The 22002-nt window shown below is 65.5% G+C and carries 25 protein-coding genes; 6 read left to right on the top strand and 19 right to left on the bottom strand.

Annotated features, from left to right (window positions below; translation table 11 throughout):
• Positions 1-108: 108 nt before the first annotated feature.
• Positions 109-714 carry a hypothetical protein gene (locus F9K20_RS01755; RefSeq protein ID WP_290997095.1) on the bottom strand — a complete coding sequence of 202 codons (606 nt, stop codon included), beginning with the start codon at positions 712-714 and terminating at the stop codon, positions 109-111.
• Positions 715-843: 129 nt separating this feature from the next.
• Between F9K20_RS01755 and F9K20_RS01750 the strand changes: the two genes are divergently transcribed.
• Positions 844-1257 carry an NUDIX hydrolase gene (locus F9K20_RS01750; RefSeq protein WP_290997094.1) on the top strand — a complete coding sequence of 138 codons (414 nt, stop codon included), beginning with the start codon at positions 844-846 and terminating at the stop codon, positions 1255-1257.
• A gap of 9 nt (positions 1258-1266) precedes the next feature.
• On the opposite strand, the gene F9K20_RS01745 is transcribed toward F9K20_RS01750, so the two are convergent.
• The 3 genes from F9K20_RS01745 to F9K20_RS01735 all read right to left on the bottom strand — a co-directional run bounded on the left by F9K20_RS01745 (position 1267) and on the right by F9K20_RS01735 (position 3387).
• Positions 1267-1581: a hypothetical protein gene (locus F9K20_RS01745; protein ID WP_290997093.1), complete on the bottom strand. Its 315-nt coding sequence runs from the start codon at positions 1579-1581 to the stop codon at positions 1267-1269.
• A gap of 139 nt (positions 1582-1720) precedes the next feature.
• Positions 1721-2821, bottom strand: a complete 1101-nt coding sequence (locus F9K20_RS01740) for a choloylglycine hydrolase family protein (protein ID WP_290997092.1) — start codon at positions 2819-2821, stop codon at positions 1721-1723.
• Between the two features lie 74 nt (positions 2822-2895).
• On the bottom strand, positions 2896-3387 hold the full coding sequence (locus F9K20_RS01735) for a hypothetical protein (protein WP_290997091.1): 492 nt from the start codon (positions 3385-3387) through the stop codon (positions 2896-2898).
• A gap of 284 nt (positions 3388-3671) precedes the next feature.
• On the opposite strand from F9K20_RS01735, the gene pqqA reads away from it, so the two are divergent.
• The gene (gene pqqA, locus F9K20_RS01730) at positions 3672-3761 is read left to right on the top strand and encodes a pyrroloquinoline quinone precursor peptide PqqA (protein ID WP_068459738.1); all 90 of its coding nucleotides are present in this window, start codon (positions 3672-3674) and stop codon (positions 3759-3761) included.
• An 82-nt stretch (positions 3762-3843) separates the two neighbouring features.
• Here the strand turns inward: pqqA and F9K20_RS01725 are convergent, their stop codons facing one another.
• From F9K20_RS01725 to F9K20_RS01685, 9 genes are all read right to left on the bottom strand, one after another.
• On the bottom strand, positions 3844-4401 hold the full coding sequence (locus F9K20_RS01725; protein ID WP_290997090.1) for a hypothetical protein: 558 nt from the start codon (positions 4399-4401) through the stop codon (positions 3844-3846).
• Positions 4402-4539: 138 nt separating this feature from the next.
• On the bottom strand, positions 4540-5388 hold the full coding sequence (locus F9K20_RS01720; RefSeq protein ID WP_290997089.1) for an SDR family NAD(P)-dependent oxidoreductase: 849 nt from the start codon (positions 5386-5388) through the stop codon (positions 4540-4542).
• Between the two features lie 178 nt (positions 5389-5566).
• On the bottom strand, positions 5567-7432 hold the full coding sequence (gene sdhA, locus F9K20_RS01715) for a succinate dehydrogenase flavoprotein subunit (RefSeq protein ID WP_290997088.1): 1866 nt from the start codon (positions 7430-7432) through the stop codon (positions 5567-5569).
• Positions 7433-7437: 5 nt separating this feature from the next.
• Positions 7438-7818 (bottom strand): succinate dehydrogenase, hydrophobic membrane anchor protein, encoded by a 381-nt coding sequence (gene sdhD / locus F9K20_RS01710; RefSeq protein ID WP_290997087.1) that lies wholly within the window; start codon positions 7816-7818, stop codon positions 7438-7440.
• Positions 7809-8234 (bottom strand): succinate dehydrogenase, cytochrome b556 subunit, encoded by a 426-nt coding sequence (gene sdhC / locus F9K20_RS01705; protein ID WP_290997086.1) that lies wholly within the window; start codon positions 8232-8234, stop codon positions 7809-7811. Before sdhC ends, sdhD begins: the two co-directional genes overlap by 10 nt.
• A gap of 116 nt (positions 8235-8350) precedes the next feature.
• Positions 8351-8806, bottom strand: a complete 456-nt coding sequence (locus F9K20_RS21200; RefSeq protein ID WP_367115814.1) for a helix-turn-helix domain-containing protein — start codon at positions 8804-8806, stop codon at positions 8351-8353.
• Positions 8793-9050 (bottom strand): BrnT family toxin, encoded by a 258-nt coding sequence (locus F9K20_RS01695; RefSeq protein ID WP_290997085.1) that lies wholly within the window; start codon positions 9048-9050, stop codon positions 8793-8795. The genes F9K20_RS21200 and F9K20_RS01695 overlap by 14 nt, the downstream gene beginning before the upstream one ends.
• A gap of 48 nt (positions 9051-9098) precedes the next feature.
• Positions 9099-10157 carry a MaoC family dehydratase gene (locus tag F9K20_RS01690; RefSeq protein WP_290997084.1) on the bottom strand — a complete coding sequence of 353 codons (1059 nt, stop codon included), beginning with the start codon at positions 10155-10157 and terminating at the stop codon, positions 9099-9101.
• 107 nt (positions 10158-10264) lie between these two features.
• On the bottom strand, positions 10265-11164 hold the full coding sequence (locus F9K20_RS01685) for a CoA ester lyase (protein ID WP_290997083.1): 900 nt from the start codon (positions 11162-11164) through the stop codon (positions 10265-10267).
• 121 nt (positions 11165-11285) lie between these two features.
• Between F9K20_RS01685 and F9K20_RS01680 the strand changes: the two genes are divergently transcribed.
• Positions 11286-12110 (top strand): bifunctional hydroxymethylpyrimidine kinase/phosphomethylpyrimidine kinase, encoded by an 825-nt coding sequence (locus tag F9K20_RS01680; protein ID WP_290997082.1) that lies wholly within the window; start codon positions 11286-11288, stop codon positions 12108-12110.
• 23 nt (positions 12111-12133) lie between these two features.
• A complete protein-coding gene (gene nhaA, locus F9K20_RS01675; RefSeq protein ID WP_290997081.1) occupies positions 12134-13363 on the top strand; it encodes a Na+/H+ antiporter NhaA in 1230 nt (409 codons plus the stop codon).
• A 22-nt stretch (positions 13364-13385) separates the two neighbouring features.
• Here the strand turns inward: nhaA and F9K20_RS01670 are convergent, their stop codons facing one another.
• Positions 13386-14939: a SulP family inorganic anion transporter gene (locus F9K20_RS01670; RefSeq protein WP_290997080.1), complete on the bottom strand. Its 1554-nt coding sequence runs from the start codon at positions 14937-14939 to the stop codon at positions 13386-13388.
• Positions 14940-15174: 235 nt separating this feature from the next.
• Between F9K20_RS01670 and F9K20_RS01665 the strand changes: the two genes are divergently transcribed.
• Entirely contained in the window at positions 15175-15813 is a 639-nt protein-coding gene (locus F9K20_RS01665; protein WP_290997079.1) for a carbonic anhydrase, read from the top strand.
• A 51-nt stretch (positions 15814-15864) separates the two neighbouring features.
• Here the strand turns inward: F9K20_RS01665 and F9K20_RS01660 are convergent, their stop codons facing one another.
• From F9K20_RS01660 to ccmA, 5 genes are all read right to left on the bottom strand, one after another.
• Positions 15865-16488 (bottom strand): DsbE family thiol:disulfide interchange protein, encoded by a 624-nt coding sequence (locus F9K20_RS01660; protein WP_290997078.1) that lies wholly within the window; start codon positions 16486-16488, stop codon positions 15865-15867.
• A gap of 19 nt (positions 16489-16507) precedes the next feature.
• Positions 16508-16675: a heme exporter protein CcmD gene (gene ccmD / locus F9K20_RS01655; protein ID WP_290997077.1), complete on the bottom strand. Its 168-nt coding sequence runs from the start codon at positions 16673-16675 to the stop codon at positions 16508-16510.
• Between the two features lie 4 nt (positions 16676-16679).
• Positions 16680-17441 (bottom strand): heme ABC transporter permease, encoded by a 762-nt coding sequence (locus F9K20_RS01650; RefSeq protein ID WP_290997076.1) that lies wholly within the window; start codon positions 17439-17441, stop codon positions 16680-16682.
• 130 nt (positions 17442-17571) lie between these two features.
• Positions 17572-18237 (bottom strand): heme exporter protein CcmB, encoded by a 666-nt coding sequence (ccmB, locus tag F9K20_RS01645; protein ID WP_290997075.1) that lies wholly within the window; start codon positions 18235-18237, stop codon positions 17572-17574.
• Complete coding sequence (gene ccmA, locus F9K20_RS01640) at positions 18234-18869, bottom strand: heme ABC exporter ATP-binding protein CcmA (protein WP_290997074.1); 636 nt, start codon at positions 18867-18869, stop codon at positions 18234-18236. Before ccmA ends, ccmB begins: the two co-directional genes overlap by 4 nt.
• 422 nt (positions 18870-19291) lie before the next feature.
• Here ccmA and acnA point away from each other — a divergent pair, with 422 nt between their 5' ends.
• Positions 19292-21991, top strand: a complete 2700-nt coding sequence (gene acnA / locus F9K20_RS01635) for an aconitate hydratase AcnA (protein WP_290997127.1) — start codon at positions 19292-19294, stop codon at positions 21989-21991.
• Positions 21992-22002: the final 11 nt, after the last annotated feature.

Here is a 22002-nt window from a genome sequence, read left to right as displayed (position 1 = left end):
TGCTGTCGCCGACCGGCAGTACCGCGGCTCCACATGAAACGGCGGAAATGTCCGTGTCAACGCCTGCCGGCGTCGCGTTGACGCGCGAAACCCGACCGTCGTGCTTGGCTATTCGGGACGGTGCTTCTTCAACTCGCGCACCAGCTCGGTGAGGCGCACTGCGACTTCGGCGCCGGTGTCGACCGAGGCTTTGAGCGTCGCGCGCGCCTGGATGAGCTTGTTGAGGCGCTCCTGCTGCTCGCCAAAGCCAAAGAACAGCTCCTCGGGCGCATTGATCTCCCCGTCCTCGACCGCCGACATCACATCGAAGGCGTTTTGCGAGGCGAGCACCAGCATGGAGGCGACGTCATTGATGAGTTGCTGGAACAGTCGTGCCGAATCCGCGCCGACGCGCGGCCCGTGCACGCCGAACTTCAGCGGCGAGGAAGCCGGGGCGCCCTCGCCGGCGAACAGCCTCGGGTTGCGCTGAAAGCGGCGGAAGATCTCTTGCAGGCCGAGGCAGCAGGTCTCCAGATCGCGCAACGCCGTCCCTGCTTTGCGCTTGGCGCGCGAGCGATCGGGCGTACGCTCCTGCGCCGCCCAGTTGATGGTCGCGATCGAGGCAATGGCGCCGAGAGCGGCCAAGGCCGGCAGTACCGCCGTGAACGGATCGGGCGCCAGGCGCGTCTCGCCCTCGGCCTCCGCTACCCGGTTCTGTGGTTTCTTGTCCGCCATGGGGTTGGCTGCACCTGTCGGCCTCAGGAAGCGGCTCCGCATCGTATGAATGCCTTTTGCCCTTATTGCGGTTGCCAGACGACCGGCGGATTTCTAGTCCCTTAGCACGACAGCATCGAGAGTTTACCCATGCCCTTTCCTTTGACGCCCGCGCTCACCGCCGACTGCGTCGTGTTCGACGAGCGCGGCTACGTGCTGCTCATCCGCCGCAAGAACGATCCTTTCAAAGGTTCATACGCGCTCCCCGGCGGCTTCGTCGACGTCGGCGAGCGCGTCGAGGACGCCTGCCGGCGCGAGTTGCGCGAGGAGACAGGGCTCAAGGTTGGCGCGCTGCGTCTCATCGGCGTCTATTCCGACCCCTACCGCGATCCGCGCGGCCACACGTGCTCTATCGCCTACCTCGCCCGCGTCGGCCGGGCCGCGGTGACGGCGGGCGATGACGCGGCGGCTGCCGAATGGGTCGCCGACTGGCGCGCCGAGACGCTCGCCTTCGACCATGCGCTCATCATTGCCGATGCCGAAAGGCTGCTCGAGGGCGCATAGTGTCCGCCTTCAGCGACCGGCACCGTAGTATTCCGGCACGCCGGCATCGAGGCAGGTCATCTGCACGCGAATGTCCGTATACAGGAACCGGCAGAGTTCTTTCTTGTGGTTGGGATTATTGCGGATGGCTGCGAACGAGGTCTTGAACCCGCGCGAGTTCGCCACCTGCGCCAGGAGCTTGTCCTGGCAATAGGGCGTCGCCAGCCAGTTGCCCTGCACCAGCTGGTTGCCGTCCTGGCATTTGATCTCGGCGACGGCGGGAGCGGCAGCAGCCAGGGCGGAAAGCGCCGCCAGGGCAATCGGTACGGCCTTCGAACAACCCATGTTGGCGCCCTCCTGTTCGCGATTTGGCCAGCGGAGATGGTCATCCGTGCGCGATTCGTGAATTTAGGGGCAAACGTGCGCGCGCCAAAGCCCAACCGCCGCCCCAGCTGGGCTTATCCAGGCGGCTATGGCGCCATCGTCACTGCGTGGCGGTGGAAAACTCGCGCGGCGCGACCATCTGCACCGTCGGCTTGGCCGCGGCGATGCTCAGCGTGCGAATCGGCTGGCCGGCGCTGAAGTCGAGCTGGCCGAGGTCGACCGCCTTGAGCCCGGGGTCGTTGTAGGTCTTCCAGTAGTAGATCTTGTTGGCGTGGTCGCGGAACGTGGTCCACTGCGTGTAGTCGCCGACCGGCTTGCCGCCGTCGGCGTAGTCGCGCACCAGACCTTTCGGGATGTCGACGCGGTTGATGAGGTGCTCGGCGACGATCAGCGCCTCGGCGGCGTCCTTCGGCTTATCGGCGAGGTATGCGGTGGCCGCCGCCATGACGAAGCGCGACGGCGGCGTCGGATCACCCGGCAGACCGTGCAGCCCCGAGCCCTGGCCGGTGCCGACGTAGGTCGTATTGCCGATCCTCACCGGCGGCGCGTTCTCCGCCGTCAGGTTGACGTAGTTGCGCAGATTCTGCAGGTGCCACTCGTAGGTGGGCGAGTTCGTCAACACGCCGACAGTGTTGTCGTAGGCGTGCATCTTGCCGTCGACGTACTCGATGACGATGCTCTTGCCGTTCGCATCGTGGACCACGTAGTGCAGCGGCGAGAACGAGCCGAGCTGCGGCACCATCTCGCCCCAAACGATGACGCCGGAAAGCGCGGCGCGCACCTCGTTGACGGTCGCGAAGTTACCAAGCACCCAGGCGCCGAAGCTGGCGTTGGACAGCGCGCGCGTTTCGTCGCCCGGCTGCACGTCCTGGTACTTGGTCTCCGCCGGCAGATAAAGGGCACCGAAGCCGAGTCCCTTCTCGTTGAGGCCATCGGTGGCGACGGGCATCCCGTAGGCGTTCATCGCCACGTAGCCGTATTTCGATGTCCACCTCAATCCATCGCCGCTCGGCGCCGGCGAAGTCATTTGCGCGCCGCGAGGCATGATCTGCACCTCGCTGCCGAGGTCCATGGCGAACTCCATGGTGCGCACCGTCACCGGCGAGCCGTCGCCAGCGATCAGGCGAACGTCCGTGCAGGCTAAGCCGGGGGAGGTGGCCATCAGGCCCGCACACAGCGTGGCAACGGCGCGGCGCAGCATGTTGTTCTCCTTTTCCGAGAATAGCGAGCGCGGCCCGGCCCGCAGCGCGCGCCCGGGCACGCCGCTTCTGAAGTTCAGTCGCCTTGCGGGAAATACTCGAGCGTCGTGCGGCAGCTTTCCTCCCACTCCGCCTTGCTCATCTGCGTCTGCGGATCCCAGTCCGCCATGCAGCCGGCGAGGTCCTTCTTGGTGACCTTGAAGTTCTTCTTTGACTCATCGAGGATAGCGTCGGCCTCGCTCTCGCCAGCCTTCTTCTTTGCTCCGCGGTTGACATCCTGCTCGAGGTTCTGCTCCGGCGTCTCGGTCGCCGCTTCACGGTCGGCCTTGTCGCCGGCATCGGGGATCACCCCCTCGTCCTGAGGCGCCGGTACTGACAACTGCCCGTCGTTGGGGGAGACGTTCTCCTCCTCGGCGATGCCGCTGCGCTCCGTCGCCGTCAGCGGATCCTTGTAGTAGGAATCTTTGGGAATATCCGCAGCGGATTCCGCGGCGAGCGCTGGCACATCGAAGGCAGCGAATGCAGCGACGACGGCAGCAACGACCGACAGCAGCGATTTCGAAAGCATGGATGTGGCCCCTGCAAAGATTTGGGCCCGGCAGCGTGACGACCGGACAATGCCAGGCTACGCGAACAAGCTGAGAGTTCAGGAAAGGACGCCCGCACGGTTTGCCTAAAATTGCCTGCATCGCGCGCGGACCGTCCGGTCGCGGAGCAACTTATCGCGACGATTAGTTTTTCTTATATTGAGATCACGCAAATGCGATTTCTGTTTATCGAACGCACTTGCTATGGTCCTGGTTATCGGAACAGGCGGACAGGCGGTTCGCCGGTGTTCAATAGGAGGAAACTATGAAGGTTTGGAGCAAGCCGGCCGTTCGCGAGCAGGAAGTTGGCCTCGAGGTCACCTCCTACATGCCGGCCGAGATCGACATCATCTAACTCGATCCGAGCTAGCTGATACACGAGCGGCGACCGAGATGCTCGGTCGCCGCTTTTCTTTTGGCCTAAGCGCGATGCCCGCTTACGGCTTGCACGCCGTGCCGATGGCGATGCACTGGATGCCGCCCTTGACGTCGTGACAATCGATATCGGTTGCCGTGGCGTTCGTCCACATGGCCCATTCCTTGCCATGCATCTTGCGCGTATCGATTTCCCAACCGAAGATTGCCTGCTCTTCCGCTTCCTTGTTGCCCTTCTTCTTCGCGCCGTAAGAGCTGAGCGAATCCGCCTTGCAGTCTTTCTTGACGGCGTCGGCTGCCCCGCCCAGGGTGCGGCTCAACAGGTCCTTGCACGGCTTGGCCGTACGCACGCAGGTCCACTGGCCATCCTTCTCGGTGCAGTCGACCTTGGCGTCCTTCGCATAGCGCCAGGAGTTGTATTCCCCGCCGTACTTCTCCTTCACGGCCGAGCGCCAGGCGAGCAGCGAGTTGGGATAGGCGCCGAGGTCACGCAGCGTCGCTGGCTTTCCTTCGGCTTTGACGGTGTCCTTGCAATCATCGGCGGCTGCCGCGGGCAGGGCAGCCAGAACTGAAAAAGCGGCCGCCACGAAGGCCAGCCGCGTGCACAATCTCGTGTCCATCTTGTCGTTTCCTGATAGCTGAGCGTACGCGCCTCCCGGGAACGGTGCGGAGGCTGACCACACTCGCAAGGAATCTGGTGGGATTTGAGGCTGCGGCACTGCAATGGCGCAAGTGCTTGAGCGGCCGTGGCGATCGAGCTACAGGCGCACGCGCCGCAAGCCGAGGTAGGTCTCGACGAAGCGCCGCAGCCAGCGGCTGGGAATTTTGCCGCGCGCAAAGTGCGTGAAGTGGGCCAAGCGGTGCACCGGATTACGGAAGCGCGGGCGGCGCGCCTCCAGCACGTTGGCGATCTTGACCGCCACCTCCTGCGGATCGCGGCCCTTGGCAGCGACGTGCGCGTCGCCAGCGCGAAACACGTTCTCGCTCCAGCGCCGGTAGACGCTGCCCGACGGCGCGATGCGCGGCGAGGCCTGCCAGATGTCGGTGATGTATGGGCCCGGCTCGATCAACACCACGCCGATGCCGAACTGGTCGACATCGTAGGCGAGCGACTCGGCCCAGCCTTCCACGGCCCACTTCGAGGCGACGTAGATCGAGTTTCCCGGCTGACCATTGAAGGCCGACTCGCTCGATATGATGACGATGCGCCCCGAGCGCTGCTTGCGGAACGTCGGCAGTAGCGCGCGCGTCAGCGCCATCACCCCGAAGAAGTTGGTCTCCATGACCCGCCGTAGCTCGGCATCGGGAATGTCCTCGAAGGCGCCACCGGCAGCCACGCCGGCGTTGTGCACGACTGCGTCGAGAAAGCCGCCGGTGATAGCGAGCGTATCGGCGACGCCCCTCGTGATCGAAGCGGCATCGGTAACGTCGAGCTGGATGACATCGACGCTATGTGCGGCGCCCGCCTGTGCGAGGGCCGCCTCGAGCGCGCCCTTGCGTTCCAGGTTGCGCATGGTGGCAATGACGCGCCAGCCGCGCTTGGCCAACTCGACGGCGGCCACAAGGCCGAAACCGGCCGACGTTCCCGTAATCAGAACCGTTCGCATAGACACCCCACTCAGAGCCGCCCCGCATTTAGCCGGCACCCCGGCGGGCCGCTGTCTCCTCCGATATAGGCGACTGTATATATGCTGCTCCGGCGATGGCGAACCCCGCGCGTCACAAAAAAGGGCCGCTGTAAGCAGCGGCCCTATGCAATTGTCTGCTTTTGCGCACAAGGTCGGCTCAGTACACGCGCGCCTTCGGCTCGATGTATTTGACCTCGTTGGTCATCGTGTGCGTGTGCACCGGGCGATAATCGAGGCGCACCGTCTTGGAGCCGTAGTCGGCCCAGGCGAGCGTGTGCTTCATCCAGTTGACGTCGTCGCGCTTGGGGAAGTCTTCGCGCGCGTGCGCGCCGCGGCTCTCCTGGCGATTGTGCGCGCCGGTCACCGTCACCGCCGCTTGGGCGATGAGGTTGTCGTACTCCAATGTCTCGACGAGGTCGGAGTTCCAGATCAGCGAGCGGTCGGTGACGCGGATGTCGTCGGAGGCCTTCCAGATCTCGCCAATCTGCTTCATGCCCTCGGCCATCACCGGGCCGTCGCGGAATACCGCGCAGTGCGCCTGCATGGATTTCTGCATCTTGAGGCGCAGGTCGGCAGTGGGCGTGGCGCCCGAGGCGTAGCGGAAACGGTCGAGCCGCGCCAAGGCGCGCTCGGTGACATCCGCCGGCAGATCGGGATGGGAAGCGCCGCGCTCGATCGTCTCGGCGCAGCGCAGCCCGGCGGCGCGGCCGAACACCACGAGATCGATGAGCGAGTTCGAGCCGAGACGGTTGGCGCCGTGCACAGACACGCACGCCGCCTCGCCGATGGCCATTAGCCCCGGCACGACCGTGTCCGGGTTGCCGTCCTTCTGGGTGAGCACCTCGCCGTGGAAGTTCGTGGGGATGCCACCCATGTTGTAGTGCACTGTCGGCAGCACCGGGATTGGCTCGCGGCGCAGATCGACGCCGGCGAACACCTTGGCGCTTTCGGTGATGCCCGGCAGGCGCTCGGCCAGGATCTTCGGATCGAGGTGGTCGAGGTGCAGGTGGATATGGTCGCCCTCGGGCCCATGCCCGCGGCCTTCGCGGATCTCGATGGTCATGGAGCGCGAGACGACGTCGCGCGAGGCGAGGTCTTTGGCGTGCGGCGCGTAGCGCTCCATGAAGCGCTCGCCCTGCGCGTTGGTGAGATAGCCGCCCTCGCCGCGCGCGCCCTCGGTGATCAGCACACCGGCGCCGTAGATGCCGGTCGGGTGGAACTGTACGAACTCCATGTCCTGCAGCGGCAGGCCGGCGCGCAGCACCATGGCGTTGCCGTCGCCGGTGCAGGTGTGCGCCGAGGTACAGGAGAAATACGCGCGCCCGTAGCCGCCCGTTGCCAGGATGGTCTTCTTGGCACGGAAGCGGTGAATGGAGCCGTCGTCGAGACACAGCGCGAGGATGCCGCGGCAAGCCCCGTCCTGATCCATCAAGAGATCGAGCGCGAAGTACTCGATGAAGAACTCGGCCGAGTAGCGAAGCGACTGACCGTAGAGGGTGTGCAGCATGGCGTGGCCGGTGCGGTCGGCGGCGGCGCACGTGCGCTGCGCCGGCGGGCCTTCGCCGAATTCCGTCGTCATGCCACCGAACGGGCGCTGGTAGATCTTGCCGTCCTCGGTGCGGCTGAAGGGAACGCCGTAATGCTCGAGCTCGTAGACCGCGGCGGGCGCATGACGGCACAGATACTCGATGGCATCCTGATCGCCGAGCCAGTCGGCACCCTTCACCGTGTCGTACATGTGCCAGCGCCAGTCGTCGGGGCCCATGTTGCCGAGCGCGGCGGCGACGCCGCCCTGCGCGGCGACAGTGTGCGAGCGGGTAGGAAACACCTTCGTCACGCACGCCGTCTTGAGACCCGCCTCGGCGCAGCCGAGCGTGGCGCGCAAGCCCGCGCCGCCGGCGCCGACGACGACGACATCGTAGGTGTGGTCGTGGATCGGATATGCGTGCCCCTTGACGCTTGGAGCTGCACCGGGCTTCTTCGAGCCGTTGGCTTTCGCCGCGCCGTTCTTCTTCTCGGCCATCGAGCCTAACCCCCGAAGCTCAGTTTCAACACGGCGAAGATCGACACCGCGGCGACCGCCGCCGCAAAGAACGTGTTCGCCAGCAATAGAAGCATCTTGGCGCCTTCGCCGTGCACGTAGTCCTCGACGATCACCTGCATGCCGATGCGCATGTGCACGGTACCCGACACGATCAGTGCGATGAGAAGTATGGCGACGACCGGGTGGGCGAGCGTCGCCTTGACGGTCGCAAGGTCGGCCCCGGCCAACGCGCCGATCAGCCCGACGGCAAACGCCATGAGGATCGCGTTGGCAGCGGCGGTGATGCGCTGCATGAGGAAGTGGCCCGGGCCCTCATGGGCTGAGCCGAGCCCGCGCGCGCGCTTGAGCGGGGTTGTCATTGCCATGCCTGCACCCATCCGCGTTCGCTGGCGATGTAGAGCCACAGCGCGCCGGTGAGCAGCACCGACAGCACGATCGTGCTCCACGACAATAGATCGACGCTGCCGATGTCGAGGCCAGCGCCCGTGTCCCAGACGAAGTGGCGCAGCCCGCCGAGCAGGTGATGGATCAGCGCCCAAGAGTAGCCGACGATCACCACCATGCCCGGCCAAGTGGCAAACAGGCCGTTGACGAAGGCGAAGTACTCAGGGCTCGTCGCCGCCGCGATGAGCCACCAGGCGATGAGCAGCGAGCCGACGTAGAGCGCCGCGCCGGTGATGCGATGCAGGATCGACATCACCATGTTGATCTGCGGTCGGTAGATTTGCAGATGCGGAGAAAGCGGCCGCTGGCGCGCCCGCTCAGGTGTCACCCCGGCCATGCGATCCTCGTTGTTCGATCTGCTGGCGTTTTAGCGCGTCGATCCGCAGGCGGCAATTCGCCAATCGCCACAGCACACGGGTACAGAAGTCGCCATTCGCGCGGACAGCAATGGGCCTATCTGGTCTTGCGCTTCCTCTCCACGGGCTCGCCAATAGAAGTGAGGACAGATGCCGCTAGGTTCTTGATGTCTTCTCGCGTCAAACTGCGAGGATCGCGCAATGCCTTGGAGGCAAGGGTGGAGATTGATGCTGAGGTCTTGTGACTGGGTCGCAACGCCCTTCCGACCGCCGACGGCTGGCTCTGGATGACCTTGAGGTACGCCTGCGCCGGCCGATCTGGCTGGCTGCGCCCCTGCTCCCAATCCCTGAGCGTGCCAATCGGGATTTCGAATCGGTAGGCGAACTCCTCCTGCGACAATCCCAATTGCCAGCGAATACGCTTGATCGGCGCCACTCGCTTCATCGAGCTGAGCACGGCTGCGCTCAGCGGAGGATTTTCGCGATCTTCACGCTCGGAAGAGCGAGCAGCGCGCTGCGCGACGACTCGCTTGATCGATTTACTCTTGCTCAAGGTAAGACTTCCGTTCCCGCCTATCGGCCAAACGCGCCGAGATAATGCGAATTCGGCCTTTTCGTTCGGTGTAGATCACCATCAGGATTCCCACGCCGCTGCGGCCGAGAAGCCGGCAACGCTCTTCATCGCTCGATGGCTCATCAAGCGCCTCGATTGCCTTTTGATCGTCGAAGACGTCTTTAGCCTGTTCGAAGGTAACGCCGTGCCGAACGACATTGGTCGCGGTTTGGCGGGGTCCCACTCGAACTTCATGGGTCCTAAGCGTATACGGGTATCCCGTAGGGGTCAATCAGCGCGGCAGCAGCACCCAGGCATCGAGGTCGAGCAGCACGCCGTCGGCGTACTGGCCGTCCTCCTTCTTGAGCGGGAACGCCGCGCAGTCCTGGTTCTTCACCGCCACGAGGCGGATGCGCAGCGCGCCGACGTCCTTGCGGCCGGGCAGCTCCGCCTTCTCCAGCACCTCCGACCAGGCATAGACCGTGTCGCCGGCAAAGCAGGGCGACACGTGCCGGCCGCCGTTGATGGCGGCGAGGTGGAAGGCGTTGTTGAGCCCGTTGAACGACAGCGCACGGACGAGCGAGATGACGACGCCGCCGTAGACGATGCGCTTGCCGAAGCGGCCCTTCGATTCGGTGTGCTGGTTGAAGTGCACCTTGGCCGTGTTCTGATAAAGCCGCGTGGCGATCTGGTGCTCGGCCTCCTCTAGCGTCATGCCGTCGACGTGGTCGATCTTCTCGCCCACCTCGTAGTCGCCCCAGCGGTAGGGCGAGCCGGCAAGTGCGAAGTCGTACTTGTCCATATTGAGGGCCGGCACCGCAGCGCCGATCTCGGCAGGGTCGACGCGCTGCGCCAGGTTGGGGACGATCGCTTCGGGCGTGGGCGCATCCTTGTCGCGCTTCCTCACCATCACCCAGCGCACGTAGTCGAGCACAACCTCGCCGTTCTGGTTGCGCCCCGTGGAGCGCACGTAGACGGTGCCCGTCTCGCGGTTGGAGTTCTCCTTGAGGCCGATGACCTCCGAGGTCGAGGCCAGAGTGTCGCCGGGATAGACCGGCTTCAAGAAGCGGCAGCTGGCGTAGCCGAGGTTGGCGATGGCGTTGAGCGAGATCTCCGGCGTCGTCTTACCGAACACCACGTGGAAGGTGAGGAGATCATCGAGCGGCGAGGCCGGATAGCCGATCGCCTTGGCGAAGGCATCCGACGACTGGACCGCAAAGCGCGTGCCGTAAAGGCTCGTATAGAGCGCCACGTCGCCCACCGTGACCGTGCGTGGGGTCGGGTGGACGATCACCTGCCCGAACTTGAAATCCTCGAAGTAATTGCCGGGGTTGGTCTTGGTCGAAGTCATGTCGTGGTCAGGTCCTCATCACGGCCGCGCGTGCCGATTAGTCAGAAAAGGCTGGCTCTGTCGACTGACTTTTCGCCGCTCGGAAAGGATCGGGGCCGTCAGAACGGTCAGAACCACGCCTCCTCGGTCTTGCGCATCGCCTCGATGGCGTCGGCGATGGCCACCGTGCGCCGCGCCATGACGAGGTGCAGCCGCTCCACCATGCGCCCCTCCAGCGTGATGACCCCCTTGTGCACGTTCGCCGGCTCCTCGAAGGCGGCGATGATCTTGCGCGCCCAGGAAACCTCCTCCTCGGTGGGCGAGAAGACCTCGTTGCAGGGGGCCACCTGCGAGGGGTGGATCAGCGTCTTGCCGTCCATCCCCAGCGTGCGCCCGTGCTCGCATTCGTCGCGAAAGCCCACGTCGTCACGGTAGTCGTTGTAGACACCGTCGAGGACGTCGAGGCCGTAGGCGCGCGCCGCCACGATGGTCATGGCCAGCCACGGCACCACGGCGATGCGGTTGTGCAACGCACGGGCGCGCGATTCCTTCAACAGGTCGTTGGTGCCCATGACGAGGCAGGCGAGCCGGTTCTCCGGATCGGCGCCGAGTGCCGCGATCTCGCGCGCGTTGAGCACCGAGCTCGGCGTCTCCATCATCGCCCACAGACGCACCTTGGGCGGCGCGTTGATGGCCCCCAGCACCTTGGCGACGGTAACGATGTCACCCGGCGAGGAGACCTTGGGCACCAGGATGGCGTCGGGCGCCACGCCCACCGCCGCCCGCAAATCGTCCATGCCCCAGGCGGTCTCGATGGCGTTGACGCGGATGATGAGCTCGCGCCGACCGTAGCCGCCGTCCTTCACCACCGCGCAAACATTTTCGCGCGCCGCCACCTTGCCTTCCGGCGCCACCGAATCTTCGAGGTCGAGAATCAGCGCATCGGCGGGAAGTTTCTTGGCTTTTTCCAGCGCCCGCTCATTGGCACCAGGCATATAGAGCACACTGCGTCGCGGACGAACGGTCATCCTCGGCTCCCTCTTGTGCGGCGCACAATAGCGCGCGTCGCCACGAACACCAAGGGCGCCGCGCACAACTTCTCGGTGACCCGTGGCTTGGCGGGCGCCGGCGCGTCCGGCACAGTCGCGCATGGCCCGCGTCCTCGCTCTCTCCTCGCACGTCGCCTTCGGCTCCGTAGGTCTGGCGATCATCGTCCCGGCGCTGCACTGTCTTGGCCACGAGGCGATGGCGGTGCCGACCGTGGTGCTGTCGAACCATCCCGGCTATGCGCGCTTTGCCGGCGATGCTGTGCTGCCGGGGCAGATGGCCACCATGCTCGATGCGCTCGAAGCCAATGGCTGGCTCACCGATACCGCCGCCATCATCACCGGCTACCTGCCGACGCCCGCCCACGTTCGAGAGGCGCAATCGACCGTGGAGCGCGTACGCCGCGCCAACGCACGCGCCATCTACCTGTGCGACCCGGTGTTCGGCGACGAGTCGGAAGGCTTCTACCTCTCCGAATCGACGGCCGCCGCCATCCGCGACGAGCTCTGGCCGCTCGCCACCATCGCCACGCCCAACCGCTTCGAATTGTCCTGGCTCGCCGGTCTCCCCGTGGGCAACCCGCGCGAGGCGCGCCGGGCCGCCGCGTCACTCGGCGTTCCGACGGTTCTCGCCACCTCGATTCCGGCCGGCGAAGCGCAGCTCGCCAACGTGCTCGTGTCGGGCCCCGAGGCGACAGCCTGCTTGGTGCACCGTCGCGACCGGGCACCGCACGGGACCGGCGATCTGCTTTCCGCTCTCTACCTGGGTCACGTCCTCAATGGCGAAGCGCCGCCGACCGCGCTCGCCCTCGCCGCCGCCGGAGTGGAGGCGAGCGTCGCCGCCAGCGGCGGACGCGATGAATTGCCCCTCGCCGCGGCAGGCGTTTTATGGGCCAATACGCCGGCACTACCGACGACATCCGTGTGAACGCAAGCGAGGGCACCCGAGGAATGGTGGCGAAGACCCGGAAGAGAAGGACGATCGTACAGCGCGTCGACGGCGCCAAGGCCTTCTTCCAGCACGAGGCATCCGGAGGCATCGTCCTGCTCGCCGCCGCGCTATTCGGGCTGGTGCTGCAGAACTCGCCGTTGAGCTGGCTGTACGATGGGCTGCTGGAAACCCCCGTCACGGTGCGCGTCGGCGCCCTCAACCTCGACAAGCCGCTGCTGCTGTGGATCAACGACGGCATGATGGCCGTCTTCTTCTTCCTCGTCGGCCTCGAGATCAAACGCGAGCTCGTCATCGGTGAACTGTCGAGTACCAAGAAAGCCGCGCTGCCGGCGATCGCCGCGCTCGGCGGCATGCTGGTGCCGGCGCTGATCTATTCCGCCATCAACTGGACCGACGACATCGCGCTGCATGGCTGGGCTATTCCCGCCGCCACCGATATCGCCTTTGCCATCGGCGTGCTGGCGCTGCTGGGGCCGCGCGTTCCCGTATCGCTGAAGGTGTTCCTCCTGGCGCTGGCCATCATCGACGACCTCGGCGCCATCATCATCATCGCCTTCTTCTACACGGCACACCTGTCGCTGGAGGCGCTCGCCCTCGCCGGCCTCGGCATCGCCGCCCTCGCTCTTCTCAACGCCAAAGACGTCACACGCATCGCCCCCTACGTATTGGTCGGTCTGTTCATTTGGGTTTGCGTGCTGAAGTCGGGCGTGCATGCCACGCTGGCCGGCGTCATCACCGCGCTTGCCGTGCCGGTGACGCGCGCCCCCGGCGAGCAGCACGGCACGCTGGAGCGCGTCGAGGAGGCGCTCGGCCCATGGGTAAAGTTCGGCGTGCTGCCGCTGTTTGCTTTCGCCAACGCCGGCGTGTCGCTGACCGGCATGACGCTGGCGCATGTGACCAGCGCCATCCCCATGGGCATCGCGCTCGGCCTGCTCATCGGCAAACCGATCGGCATCTTCGGCTTCTCGCTGGGCGCCATCGGGCTGCGCCTCGCCGGCAAGCCGGAGGGTGCGACCTGGGCGCAGCTGCTCGGCGTCGCCATCCTCGGCGGCATCGGCTTCACCATGAGCTTGTTCATCGGCATGCTGGCATTCGTCGACGCGACGCGCGCCGCCGAAATCCGCATCGGCGTGCTCATGGGGTCGATCGCCTCCGCGCTGGCCGGCTACCTCTTCCTGCGCGCCGTCACCGCAAACCGCGCGCTAGGCCAACCTCACCCAGAGGGATAAGTCGAGGGTCTGTCTTGGGGACTTACGCCTTGGCGGCGGCGGCCTGCGCCTGGCGCGCCGCTTTGATGCTCGAGACGCGCCGCTGGTGATACTTCTTCGACAGCTCGTCCCACTCGATGGTCAGCGAGCCGCCGGTGGCCACGTGCTGGCGATCCCAGTTGCTCAACAGATCGAGACAGGCGTGGTCGATGTAGTCGAGCTCGTTGATGTGCACGTGCACTTGCGCGCCCGGCTTTAGCGCCTCCAGCTCCGCTGCCAACTTCGGTAGGCGGATGAGCGTCGCCGACCCCTTGAGGTAGAGGTCGACGCGGTTCTCCGACCCGTTCCCCTCCTTGCGCACGTCGAGGTGCGAGAAGGCGTAGAGCAGCTTGATCAGCGACAGCCCGAGGCCGATGAGCACGCCCTCGAGCAGGTTGGTGGCGACGATCATGACGATGGTGACGAGATAGATCAGCACCTCGCCGCGGCCGTACTGCAGCAGCGTCGGCACGATTTTCGGATAGGCGAGCTTGTAGCCGGTGAACACCAGGATCGCCGCCAGTGCCGACACGGGAATATAAGCCAGCGTGAACGGCAGCAGGCTGACGAACAGCAGCAGCCACACGCCGTGCATGATGGCCGAGGCGCGCGTCTCGGCGCCGGCCTCGACGTTGGCACTCGAGCGCACGATGACGCCGGTCATCGGCAGCACGCCCAGCGCGCCGCAGATGGCATTGCCGACGCCCTGCGCTGCCAGCTCGCGATCATATTTCGTGCGTGGCCCGCGGTGCATCTGATCGACGGCGGTGGCACACAGCAGCGTCTCGGCGCTGGCAATGAAGGCGATGGAGACGGCGCCGACCAGCATCGGCCACTCGATGATGCGGGTGAGGCGTTCCCAGGTGGGGAAGACAGTCACCGACCAGATGTTGTCGGGCACGTTGACGTAATCGACCTGCAGCCCAAACAGCAGCGCCGCGGAGATGGCCACCAGCACGCCGACCAGCGGCGCCGGCATCATGCGCCAGCTCTTCGGGGTCAGCGAGCCCCAGGCGAAAATGGTGGCGATGGTCAGCGCGCCGACGGCGAAGGCGTTGAAATGCGCGTCGCGCGCCTGTATGGCGTCGAACAGCGCACGCGGAATGCCGAGCAGGTTTTCGATGCCGCTGCCGAGCGGCTTGGCGTCGAGCATGACGTGGAACTGCGAGGCGAGGATCAACACGCCGATGCCGGCCAGCATGCCGTGAATAACGGCCGGCGATACGGCGCGGAACCATTGCCCAAGCTTGAGCAGCCCGGCAGCGAGCTGAATGAGTCCGGCGAACAGCACGATGACGCCCAGCATCTCGATGCCGAACTGCTGCACGAGCTGCCAGACGAGCACGGTAAGGCCGGCGGCCGGGCCGCTGACCTGCAACGGCGAGCCGGCGAGGAAGCCGACAACGAGGCCGCCGATGATGCCGGTGATGATGCCCGCCGTCGGCGGCAGGCCGGAGGCGAGCGCGACGCCCATGCACAGCGGCAGCGCAACGAGGAAGACGACGATCGACGCCAGGAAGTCGCGACCAAAGGTTGCCGAAGAATCAGACGCGCGCATAAGGTTCTCGCCCACTCGCTGTTCCACCTCGCCGGCGGATGGACGGTGGCCGTTGACTGCAAACCGATTTGAGGTATCCCCCAGCAGGCCCGGACGATAGACCGTGCGTTGCAGGCGAGCAAGCCGCGCCGCTTTCCTACAGCGGCCGACGGTTAAGAGCGGGCCTTGACGGCGCGCGCGGCTCGGACGATTTGACACCTCTGCCCCGTCCGCACACTCGGGCATGGAGCACGGCATGAGCAGTTTCCCCGAAAAACTCGCCGATCGATACCGCCGCTTCCATCACCGCCACTTCCTGCCCAAAGCGGAGGAGTACGAGGAGCTCGCCACCTACGGGCAGAACCCCGAGGCAATGGTCATCTCCTGCTCGGACAGCCGTGTCGACCCGGAGACGATCTTCAGCGCCATGCCGGGCGAATTGTTCGTGGTGCGCAACGTCGCCAACCTGGTGCCGCCCTACGAGACAGGGGGCAAATTCCATGGCGTCAGCTCGGCCATCGAGTTCGCGGTCTTGAACCTGCGCATCAAGCACCTGATCGTCATGGGCCACTCCGGCTGCGGCGGCGTCAAAGCGGCGCTCGACCAGAGCGCCGCCGTTCAGACCGAGGCGCAGTTCATCTCGCGCTGGATGTCGATGCTGGACGACGCGCGCCTGCTGGTGCTGGCCTCGCACCAGACCAGTCCACAGCAGGAGAAGCAGGCGGCCCTGGAGAAGGAGGGCATCAAGACGGCGATCCGCAACCTGCGCACCTTCCCCTTTGTCGCCGACGCGGAGATCAAGGGCCGGCTGGGGTTGCACGGGGCCTATTTCGACATCGCCACCGGCACGCTGTCGGTGCTCAACCACTCGCGCGGCGAGTTCTTCCCGCTCTAGAGTCGCGCGCTCCCCCGTCACGTCATCACCGCCTGCGCGGCCATGGCGAGATTAGGGCGCAGCAGACTGGGAAGTGGCCGGCGACTTGGCGCGGTCGATGGCGGGGATGAGCTTTGACTGCATGCTATCGGCCGAGATCGGGCCGACGTGCTTGAACACGATCTCGCCCTTCCCGTTCAACACGAACGTCTCGGGCATGCCGTAAACGCCCCACTCGATGGCGCCGCGCCCTGCGCTATCGGTGCCGACGGCGGTGAACGGATTGCCGTAGCGGCCGAGGAAGCGGCGCGCGGCGACGGGGTCGTCCTTATAGTTGACGCCGTAGAGCGCCACGCCGGTCCGCTTCTGCAGCTCCACCAGCAGCGGCTGCTCCTCGGCGCACGGCACGCACCACGAGGCCCAGAAGTTGACGACGCTCGGCGCGCCGGTTGCGAGCTCGGTGCTGGAGAAGCCGGGCACCGGCCTGCCAGCCTCGAGAAGACCCTCGAGCGCCGCGAACTGCGTTGCCGGCGCAGGCTTGCCGATGAGTGCCGACGGCAGCTTCGAGGGATCGCCGGTCTGCAAGGCGAAGGCGAACACGGCGACCAGCGCGCCGAATATGACGAGCGGCGCGATCACCCAGCTCAAGTTGCGCTTGGCTGCAGGCGGGGGGCGCGCGTCGGTGGCCGGCTGCATTGCGATGTCGCCCTCGAGCTTAGCTGCGGGGCGCAGAGCGCCGCTTGACGCCGCGGGCGGCGAGATCGACGAGGCGCCGCTCCTGCTCGCGGCCGTCGACGACGAGCCAGGCGATGAGCGCGCCGATGACCAGCACGACGATGGCGTAGGCCGACCAGATGAAGCTCGCGTGTGGTCCGAGATCCATGCGCCTACTCCGCTGCCGCCAGTTGCGCCGCCTGCGCCCGCTCCACCTCGGCGAGCTGCATCGCTTTCACGCGTCGGCGCAGGATCTCGTTGCGCATCGCCTTCAAGTGCATGGCGACGAACATCAGCGTGAAGCCGACCGCCATGACCAGGAGCGGGCTCAGCAATGCCGGATCGATCGTCGGGCCACCGGCTCTGATGACGCTCGCCGGCTGGTGCAGCGTATTGCCGAACTCCACCGAGAACTTGATGATCGGCAGCATGACGATGCCGACCAGGGCGAGAATCGCCGTCAGCTTGGCTGCCAGCGATTCTTCCTCGATCGAGGAACGCAGCGCCATCAGGCCGAGATAGAGGAAGAACAGGATCAGCACCGAGGTGAGCCGCGCGTCCCACACCCAGTAGGTGCCCCAGGTCGGGCGTCCCCACAGCGACCCGGTCACCAGGGCGAGGAACGTGAAGGCGGCGCCAAGCGGGACCGCCGCCTTGGCGGAGACGTCGGCCAGGGGATGGCGGAACACGAGGAGCCCGAATGCCGAGATGGCAACCAGCCCGTAGACCGCCATCGACAGCCAGGCGCATGGAACGTGGATGAACATGATGCGCGCTGTCTCGCCCTGCAGGTAGTCGGGCGGGGCGACGAAAAAGCTCAGGTACAGGCCAAAGGCGATGACGAGGCCGGCCGCACCGGCGATCCACGGCAACAGCTGAGCCGAAAGCTCCATGAAGCGGGTCGGGTTGGCGAGGCGCTGGGTCAGGGTCTGCATTGGAAATGATCTAAGCTAGGCGAGCCCCGCGTGCAATTGAGCCCGATCAATGGGGCATAGACATGGGCAGTGGGCAGCCCGGGAAGAGCTATGTGAACACCGCCTACTGCCCATTGCCCGCTGCCTTTTCCTACTGCATTTGCACGCGCAATGCCGCCGCGGCAGCTAATGGGCCAAGAACGATCGAGGCAAGGGAAAGCGCGGTAAGGATAAGGAAAGCGCTTCCCGTCCCGGCTACCCCGAGCAGACCGTTGATTGCCGCCATGCCGAAAATCAGCGTGGGGACGTAGAGCGGCAGGACCAGCAACGCGATCAAGAGGCCGCCGCGATAGGCACGCAGTGTCAGGGCGGCGCCCACCGCGCCGATGAAGCTGACCGCCGGCGTTCCCGCCAGCATGGTGGCGACGAGAAGCGGATAGGCACCGATCTCCAGATTGAGCAATAGCCCCAGCACCGGCGCCATCAGCGCCAAGGGGATGCCGGTCGAAATCCAGTGCGCCAAGGCCTTGGCGGTGACGATGAGTTCCATCGGTAGCGACCCGGTTGCCAGCACGTCGAGCGAGCCGTCCTCGTAGTCGGAGGAGAACACGCGCCCCAGCGACAGCAATGCCGCCAGCAATAGCGCGATCCACAGCACGCCGGGCGCGATGCGTGACAACAGGTTGAGGTCGGCGCCGAGGCCCAAAGGCAGCAGCGTCACGACCAGCATATAGAAGCCGAGCGCCGTGCCGAGCGCGCCGCCCTGGCGCACGCTGAGGATGAGATCGCGCTTTAAGACGGCAAGGAAGGCGCTCACGTTGACACCTCTATGCGCCCGAGGCGGATCGTCTCCGCCGGCTCCAGCGCCAGCGGCACGTGCGTTGCGATCACGGCCATGCCGCCGCTCTGCAGATGCGCATTTATGGCGCCGATGAGTACCTCGCCCGACGCCGCATCGAGCGACACGGTCGGCTCATCGAGCAGCCACAGGGGACGCGCGGCGACCGCCAGCCTTCCCAGCGCCAGCCGCCGCTTCTGACCCGCCGACAGGTAGCCGGCGGGGATGTCGGCCAGGGCGTCGAGGGCGAAGCGCTGCAGCGCCGTCTCGACTCGGGCGCCGACGTCGCGCACCGTATCGGCGGCAGAAGCGAGATACGTTGCCCAAAAGGCCAGGTTCTCGGCCGCCGTTAGATGTGTCTTGATCCCATCGAGGTGCCCGACAAAGTGGCAGAGTTCGCTTATCTCCCGGTCTTCCCCCAAGCCGGTCACGCGAACGCTGCCGGCGGCGGGGCGCAGATACCCGGCGAGGGCGCGCAATAGCGTCGATTTGCCAGAACCATTTGGACCCGTGAGAATGAGCGCTGCGCCAGCCCCGAGGCGAAAGGAAAGCCTGGAGACCACGGGGCGACCGCCGCGCTCCAAGGTGAGATTTTCAGCAACGAGCTGCACGGCTCTTCATCATCCGTGTGGCAGAATGCGCTAGCGAAACGGTTGGAAAATCCCGCAAGATGGGTGGCGGAAGCGCGCTAGTGTCCCGATTCCGAAGTTCGCCAGACTTCGCTGCTGGGCTGGGAGCGAACTTCGGAATCATAAGGGACACTAGAACTACGGAGTTGCTAGTGTGATTCAGATCGAGAAATTCGCTCGGCACCTCGCCGTTCATGATTGGCGAATTTCTCGATCATCACACTAGGCTGGCGGGCCAGACGCACCTGCGTATAGGGCAATGCTTCCGAGATGGCCAGTTTACCAGCTTAAATGAGCGCCGTCCCCGTCCGCAGCTGCGGCAGGGTTGACGACTGGGGAGAAGCGGCCGTCGCCGGCCGTCGATTGCGAAACGAAGGAGAAGGATTTTGAAGGACGCGCAGCCGGTGTCGCTGGACAGCTTCAAGTGCCGCAGAACGCTCTCCGCCGGCGGCAAGACCTATACCTACTACTCCCTTCCCGAGGCCGAGACGAAAGGCCTTGCCGGCATCTCCAAGCTACCCTTCTCCATGAAGGTCCTGCTGGAGAACCTTTTGCGCCACGAAGACGGCCGCACCGTCACCAAGACCGACATCGAGGCCGTGGCCAATTGGCTGACCGACCGGGGCAAGGCCGGCAAGGAGATCGGCTTTCGCCCGGCGCGCGTGTTGATGCAGGATTTCACCGGCGTGCCCGCCGTCGTCGACCTCGCCGCCATGCGCGATGGCATGAAGAGCCTCGGCGGTGATCCGCAGAAGATCAACCCGCTGGTTCCCGTCGATCTCGTCATCGACCACTCGGTGATCGTCGACGAGTTCGGCTCGCCGCAGGCCTTCGCACACAATGTCGAATACGAGTACCAGCGCAACTTGGAGCGCTACAACTTCCTCAAATGGGGGCAGGGCGCCTTCGACAATTTCCGCGTCGTGCCGCCCGGCACCGGCATCTGCCATCAGGTCAATCTCGAGTTCCTGGCCCAGACGGTATGGACGCGCACCTATCCCGACGGCACCGCCCTCGCCTATCCCGACACGCTCGTCGGCACCGATAGCCACACCACCATGGTCAACGGCCTCGCCGTGCTCGGCTGGGGCGTCGGCGGCATCGAGGCGGAGGCTGCCATGCTCGGCCAGGCGCAGTCGATGCTCTTGCCCGAGGTGATCGGCTTCAAGCTGACCGGGAAGCTGACCGAGGGCGTCACAGCGACCGACCTCGTGCTCACCGTCACGCAAATGCTGCGCAAGAAGGGCGTCGTCGGCAAGTTCGTCGAGTTTTACGGTCCCGGCCTCGATTCGATGCCGCTCGCCGACCGTGCCACCATCGCCAACATGGCGCCCGAGTATGGCGCCACCTGCGGCTTCTTCCCCATCGACGCCGAGACGCTCAATTACCTCAGCATGTCGGGGCGCGAGGCCGCGCGCATCGCGCTCGTCGAGGAGTACGCCAAGGCGCAGGGCATGTTCCGCCTTTCCGGCTCGCCCGATCCCGTGTTCACCGACACGCTCGAGCTCGATCTTAGCTCCGTCGTGCCGTCGATGGCCGGTCCCAAACGCCCTGAGGGACGCATCGCCCTCACCGACGTCGCGGCGGGTTTCGCCAAGGCGCTGGAGAGCGAATACAAGAAGCCGGGTGAGCTCCGCGAGCGGGCCCCCGTCAAAGGCCGCGACTTCGATATCGGGCACGGCGACGTCGTCATCGCCGCTATCACCAGCTGCACCAACACGTCGAACCCGAGCGTGCTCATCGCCGCCGGGCTGCTCGCCAAGAAGGCGGTCGAAAAGGGCCTCAAATCGAAGCCGTGGGTGAAGACCTCGTTGGCACCCGGCTCGCAGGTCGTCTCCGCTTATCTCGACAAGGCCGGCCTGCAGCCCTACCTCGACCAGCTCGGCTTCAACCTGGTCGGCTTCGGCTGCACCACGTGCATCGGAAACTCGGGGCCATTGGCACCGGAGATCTCAGCCGCCATCAACGAGAACGGCATCGTCGCCGCCGCCGTCCTTTCCGGCAACCGCAACTTCGAGGGCCGCGTCAGTCCCGATGTGCAGGCGAACTATCTCGCCTCGCCGCCCCTCGTCGTCGCCTACGCGCTCGCCGGCACGGTGCAGAAGGACCTTTCCAAGGAGCCGCTCGGCACGGACAGCGACGGACAGCCCGTCTACCTCAAGGACATCTGGCCGTCCTCGCACGAGATTCACCGGTTCATCGTAGAGAACATCACGCGCGAACTGTTCCTCGACCGCTACGCCGACGTGTTCAACGGCGATGCCAGCTGGCGCGCCATCGATACGGCGGGTGGTGAGACGTACACCTGGGACGATCAATCGACGTACGTGCGCAATCCCCCCTACTTCGAGGGCATCGACAAGCACCCGAGCAAGATCACCGACATCAAGGGCGCGCGCATCCTCGGACTGTTCGGCGACAAGATCACCACCGACCACATCTCGCCTGCCGGCTCGATCAAGCCGTCCTCGCCTGCCGGAGAATACCTGTTGGAGCACAACGTGGCCGTCGCCGACTTCAACCAGTACGGCACGCGGCGCGGCAACCACGAGGTGATGATGCGCGGCACCTTCGCCAACATCCGCATCAAGAACCACATGGTGCGCGACGCCGCCGGCAATGTGAAGGAAGGCGGATGGACCGTGCACTATCCATCCGGCGAGCAGATGCCGATCTACGACGCCGCCATGCGCTACAAGGCCGAAGGCACCCCGCTCGTCGTCTTCGCCGGCGTCGAGTACGGCAACGGCTCCTCGCGCGACTGGGCGGCGAAGGGCACCAACCTCTTGGGCGTGCGTGCCGTCATCGCCCAGTCGTTCGAGCGCATCCACCGCTCCAACCTCGTCGGCATGGGCATCGTGCCGTTCGTGTTCGAGGAGGGCACGAGCTGGCAGTCGCTGGCCTTGAAGGGCGACGAGATCGTTAACATCCCGGGTCTGACCTCCATCCAGCCGCGCCAGAAGATGACGGCCGAGATCGCCGCCGCCGACGGCTCCGTGAAGAAGGTGCCCATCCTCTGCCGCATCGATACCCTCGATGAGCTCGAGTACTTCAAGAACGGCGGCATTCTGCACTACGTCCTGCGCAACCTCGCCGCCGCTTGAGGCATGCGGTC

Origin of the sequence: Hyphomicrobium sp., from assembly GCF_009026145.1 — a bacterium.
In the GTDB taxonomy this organism is placed as follows: domain Bacteria; phylum Pseudomonadota; class Alphaproteobacteria; order Rhizobiales; family Hyphomicrobiaceae; genus Hyphomicrobium_A.
The sequence above is the reverse complement of the archived record's forward strand: the minus strand, read 5'-3'. Positions and strand labels throughout refer to the sequence as shown.

Coding starts and splice junctions, on each gene's coding strand:
- F9K20_RS01755 (WP_290997095.1), bottom strand. CDS start 714: ATGGCGGACAAGAAACCACAGAACCGGGTAGCGGAGGCCGAGGGCGAG.
- F9K20_RS01750 (WP_290997094.1), top strand. CDS start 844: ATGCCCTTTCCTTTGACGCCCGCGCTCACCGCCGACTGCGTCGTGTTC.
- F9K20_RS01745 (WP_290997093.1), bottom strand. CDS start 1,581: ATGGGTTGTTCGAAGGCCGTACCGATTGCCCTGGCGGCGCTTTCCGCC.
- F9K20_RS01740 (WP_290997092.1), bottom strand. CDS start 2,821: ATGCTGCGCCGCGCCGTTGCCACGCTGTGTGCGGGCCTGATGGCCACC.
- F9K20_RS01735 (WP_290997091.1), bottom strand. CDS start 3,387: ATGCTTTCGAAATCGCTGCTGTCGGTCGTTGCTGCCGTCGTCGCTGCA.
- pqqA (WP_068459738.1), top strand. CDS start 3,672: ATGAAGGTTTGGAGCAAGCCGGCCGTTCGCGAGCAGGAAGTTGGCCTC.
- F9K20_RS01725 (WP_290997090.1), bottom strand. CDS start 4,401: ATGGACACGAGATTGTGCACGCGGCTGGCCTTCGTGGCGGCCGCTTTT.
- F9K20_RS01720 (WP_290997089.1), bottom strand. CDS start 5,388: ATGCGAACGGTTCTGATTACGGGAACGTCGGCCGGTTTCGGCCTTGTG.
- sdhA (WP_290997088.1), bottom strand. CDS start 7,432: ATGGCCGAGAAGAAGAACGGCGCGGCGAAAGCCAACGGCTCGAAGAAG.
- sdhD (WP_290997087.1), bottom strand. CDS start 7,818: ATGGCAATGACAACCCCGCTCAAGCGCGCGCGCGGGCTCGGCTCAGCC.
- sdhC (WP_290997086.1), bottom strand. CDS start 8,234: ATGGCCGGGGTGACACCTGAGCGGGCGCGCCAGCGGCCGCTTTCTCCG.
- F9K20_RS01690 (WP_290997084.1), bottom strand. CDS start 10,157: ATGACTTCGACCAAGACCAACCCCGGCAATTACTTCGAGGATTTCAAG.
- F9K20_RS01685 (WP_290997083.1), bottom strand. CDS start 11,164: ATGACCGTTCGTCCGCGACGCAGTGTGCTCTATATGCCTGGTGCCAAT.
- F9K20_RS01680 (WP_290997082.1), top strand. CDS start 11,286: ATGGCCCGCGTCCTCGCTCTCTCCTCGCACGTCGCCTTCGGCTCCGTA.
- nhaA (WP_290997081.1), top strand. CDS start 12,134: ATGGTGGCGAAGACCCGGAAGAGAAGGACGATCGTACAGCGCGTCGAC.
- F9K20_RS01670 (WP_290997080.1), bottom strand. CDS start 14,939: ATGCGCGCGTCTGATTCTTCGGCAACCTTTGGTCGCGACTTCCTGGCG.
- F9K20_RS01665 (WP_290997079.1), top strand. CDS start 15,175: ATGAGCAGTTTCCCCGAAAAACTCGCCGATCGATACCGCCGCTTCCAT.
- F9K20_RS01660 (WP_290997078.1), bottom strand. CDS start 16,488: ATGCAGCCGGCCACCGACGCGCGCCCCCCGCCTGCAGCCAAGCGCAAC.
- ccmD (WP_290997077.1), bottom strand. CDS start 16,675: ATGGATCTCGGACCACACGCGAGCTTCATCTGGTCGGCCTACGCCATC.
- F9K20_RS01650 (WP_290997076.1), bottom strand. CDS start 17,441: ATGCAGACCCTGACCCAGCGCCTCGCCAACCCGACCCGCTTCATGGAG.